Source organism: Erwinia sp. (assembly GCF_031978025.1).
Lineage (GTDB): Bacteria > Pseudomonadota > Gammaproteobacteria > Enterobacterales > Enterobacteriaceae > Erwinia.
In genome coordinates, this window is the sequence record NZ_DALZCD010000044.1 from 16,258 (window position 1) to 20,180 (window position 3,923).

Genomic DNA, 3,923 nt, shown 5'->3' on the forward strand with positions numbered 1-3,923 from the left:
ACTCGGCAACGGCGTGGTTAACGGTCACGCTGACCAGCCCCTGCTCTGACGCCAGCGCCACCAGCCGCTGCGCCACCTGACGCGATACGCCCAGTTTTTCAGCAATGTCCTGCTGGGTTTCTCCCGCCACGTAATACATCCACGCCGCCCTGGCCGCCTGGTCCAATTTTCTGTCGTGCTTGCTCATCGTAGCGTTCTCCTTCCTTAGCCCAAATTGAATAATTGCCCTAATGATGGGCAAAAGCAAATTTTGTGATCGCTCACGCAGACGGATGGCAATAAATTCACCAGGCTGTTACCCAATCAAGCAAAAGCTCACATTAAGGGCAAAAGCTCAATTACAGGAGAATACCATGACCGCTGCTTCCCCCTCTGTCTGGTTACATATCGGCGCCGGTTCTTTTCATCGGGCGCATCAGGCTTGGTACCTGCACCGCCTTTTGCAGCAGGATGGCCCGCGCTGGGAAATCGCGCTCAGCAATATTCGTGATGATGCCGTGCCCTTGCTGAACGCCCTGGCGCAGCAAAATGGCGAATACGTGCTGGAAACCGTTACCCCGACCGGCGAGCGTCACTTTGAAAAAATCACCTCAATCAAACATATCGTTCCGTGGGATGCCGAGCTGACGGCCATGGTGGCGCGAGGCGCGGATGCCGCCACTAAAGTCATCGCTTTTACCGTTACCGAAAGTGGCTACTACCTGGACAGCGACCACCGTCTCGATCCGCGTCATCCCGATATTACAGCAGATGTACAGGGTGAAGCGCGCACGCTTTATGGCGCACTACGCCGTGTTTTGCAGGCGCGGATGCAGGCGCATGGTCAGCCGGTCACGCTGTTAAACTGCGATAATTTGCGTCATAACGGCGAGCGTTTCCGTGAGGGTTTTCTCGCTTTTCTGCGTTTATGTGGCGACGATGCGCTGTTTGCCTGGGTAACGGAGCAAACGACCTCCCCCAATACAATGGTGGATCGTATCACGCCGCGTCCAACGGCGGATATCGCCCCGCGCGTGCTGGAAGCGACCGGTTTTGCCGATAGCGTGCCGGTGATGAGTGAAGCATTTATTCAATGGGTAGTTGAAGATAATTTTGCCGCCGGCCGGCCCGCACTGGAGAAAGCTGGCGTGACGCTGGTCGACTCCGTGCTGCCCTGGGAGGAGGCAAAAATTCGCATTCTTAACGCCAGCCACAGCTGTATCGCCTGGGCAGGCACGCTGGTCGGGCAGGACTATATTCATCAGAGCACCCAGACTCAGGCGATAAAAGAGCGGGCCTGGGAGTATGTGACGCAGGACGTCATTCCTTCGCTGTCGCCCAGCCCGCTTGACCTGGAAGCGTATCGCGATGTGGTGCTGTCCCGCTTTGCTAATCCCTATATCCTTGATACCAATCAGCGGGTTGCCGCAGATGGCCTGTCCAAAATACCGGGGTTTATTACGCCTACCCTGACGGAATGCTACGCCCGTGGCGAGACACCTCGTGCAACGGCGGTGTTGCCCGCACTCTTTTTCCTTTTTTTACAACGCTGGCATCGCGGCGAGCTTCCTTATGCTTATCAGGATGGCGCACTGGAGGCGGATACCTGGCATAGCATCATGGCAAGTCCGGACGCGCTCACTCTTTTTGCCTCTGATGAAACGCTGTTTGGCCCGCTTGCCCGCGATGCCGCTTTTGCCGCGCTGCTGGCAGAAACGGTCACCCTACTCGGCGAATGGGCCAACGTACCGCAACCGGTAAACGAGTAAGGAGTCGGCAATGTATCTCGGGATCGATCTTGGCACTTCGGAAATTAAAACGCTGGTTATCGATGCCGCAGGCGATATCGTAGCCGCCAGCGGCGCGAAGCTGAACGTACAGCGGCCGCAGCCGCACTACGCGGAACAGGACCCGCACAGCTGGTGGCAGGCGCTGGAGCAGGCCCTTGACGCGCTGCGCCAGCAGACAGGCGCACGTTGGCAGGAGATCCGTGCGATCGGGCTTTCCGGCCAGATGCATGGCGCGGTGCTGCTGGACCGTGAAAATACGGTATTGCGTCCGTGCATCTTGTGGAACGACACGCGCAGCTCGGCGGAGTGCGATGAACTGACGAAACGGGCTGACCTGCACAGTGTGACGGGTAATCTGGCGATGCCCGGCTTTACCGCCCCGAAACTGCTGTGGGTTGCCCGCCATGAACCCGACATTTTTGCCCGTGTTGCCAGCGTTCTGCTGCCTAAAGACTATCTGCGCTGGCAAATGTGCGGTGAGAAGATTACCGATATGTCTGATGCCGCCGGGACGCTGTGGCTGGATGTGGCCAAACGCGACTGGTCGGATACTTTGCTGGCGGCCTGTGGGTTAAGCCGTGACCAGATGCCACGGCTGACCGAAGGCTCGCAGCCCGCTGGCAAGCTCCGGGCTGATATCGCGCAGCGCTGGGGTCTGCGGGAAGGTATTGTGATCGCGGGCGGAGGCGGTGATAACGCCGCCAGCGCGGTCGGGTTAGGTGCAGTCAACCCGGGCGATGCCTTTATCTCTCTCGGCACATCCGGTGTCCTGTTCGCGGTCAACGACCGTTTCCGTCCTGCGCCCGCTTCGGCCGTGCACGCTTTCTGTCATGCCTTGCCCGATCGCTGGCACCAGATGAGCGTCATGCTAACGGCCGCGTCCAGCCTGCGCTGGCTATGCGAGCTGCTAAACGCGAGCGAAACGGAACTGCTGGCCGAGGTAGCGGCGTTGAACGAGGCCGACCAGCTCGGCGCCCCGCTGTTTTTGCCCTATCTTTCCGGCGAACGCACTCCGCATAACGATCCGCAGGCCAGCGGCGCTTTCCATCGCCTGACCCATGCCACCAACCGGTCAGCTCTGGCCTACAGCGTGCTGGAAGGGGTCGCTTTCGGGATAGCCGACGGGCTGAAGGCGTTACAGGCAGCAGGCACCACACTGGAAAGCTGTTCGTTGACCGGCGGGGGCGCACGCAGCGCGTTTTGGGCACAGCTGATGGCGGATACGCTGGATTTAACAATCGTCACCCATCAGGGCGGCGAAGCGGGCGGTGCACTGGGGGCTGCTCGTCTGGGCTGGCTGGCCGATGGCGGCGATCCCGCTACCGTTTGCCGTAAACCGGCCGTGCTCAGGCGTTATCTGCCTGACGCGCGGCGTCATCATCATCTGCAAAGGCGGCTCGACCATTTCCGCCTGCTCTACCAACAGCAGCGCGACGCTCGCGCATCCGGCTTCTGAACATTAATGCGGGCGCGTTAAGCGTCCGTCACCTGCATATTTGAGAGGAAACATGATGAAATCAGCCAATAACTGGTTCGGCCTCCCCTTGTCTTTACTCTGGGGTTATATCGCCATAGCCGTCTTTATGAGCGGGGACGGCTTTGAGATGGCCTTCCTGTCAAAACACATTACCGATCTTGGCTTTTCGCCCGCGCAGTCTGCGCTGGTGTTTACGGTTTATGGCGGTGCAGCGGCGCTGGCCGCCTGGAGTTCTGGGGTGGTAGCGGAGCTTATTACGCCGCAGCGTGCCATGCGCATCGGGTTTCTGCTGTGGGTGGTGATGCATATTTTGTTTATGTCACTGGGTCTGGGTCTGCGCAACTATCCCCTGATGCTGCTGTTCTACGGCATTCGTGGCCTTGCTTATCCGTTATTTATTTACTCTTTTGTGATGCTGATCGTGCAGAACGTGCCTAAGCACCAGCTCTCTTCTGCCATGGGCTGGTTTTGGGCGATGTATTCTATCGGCATCGGCTGTGTCGGCAGCTATCTGCCCAGTTTTACTATTCCCTGGCTCGGTGAGACAGGCACCCTATGGTTTGCTATCGCCTGGGTAGCGGCGGGTGGGTTAATGGCCATGTTTCTGCTGCGCAACACGGGTGGTGAAAGCGAGAAAGCCCATCTTTCCCCGCGTGAAAAACTCACCGAGCTGTCGC

4 protein-coding genes are annotated in these 3,923 nt (G+C 58.7%); 3 read left to right on the forward strand and 1 reads right to left on the reverse strand.

Annotation, left to right across the window (positions count from 1 at the left end):
- Positions 1 to 187 (reverse strand): MarR family transcriptional regulator (locus RTK32_RS05535; RefSeq protein WP_312042486.1); only part of this gene is annotated, 187 nt, incomplete at its 3' end.
- 166 nt (positions 188 to 353) lie between these two features.
- Between RTK32_RS05535 and dalD the strand changes: the two genes are divergently transcribed.
- From dalD to RTK32_RS05550, 3 genes are all read left to right on the forward strand, one after another.
- Positions 354 to 1,748 (forward strand): D-arabinitol 4-dehydrogenase, encoded by a 1,395-nt coding sequence (gene dalD / locus RTK32_RS05540; RefSeq protein WP_312042487.1) that lies wholly within the window; start codon positions 354 to 356, stop codon positions 1,746 to 1,748.
- A 10-nt stretch (positions 1,749 to 1,758) separates the two neighbouring features.
- Positions 1,759 to 3,225 carry a xylulokinase gene (xylB, locus tag RTK32_RS05545; RefSeq protein WP_312042488.1) on the forward strand — a complete coding sequence of 489 codons (1,467 nt, stop codon included), beginning with the start codon at positions 1,759 to 1,761 and terminating at the stop codon, positions 3,223 to 3,225.
- A gap of 55 nt (positions 3,226 to 3,280) precedes the next feature.
- On the forward strand, positions 3,281 to 3,923 hold a 643-nt coding region (locus RTK32_RS05550; protein ID WP_312042489.1), incomplete at its 3' end, for an MFS transporter.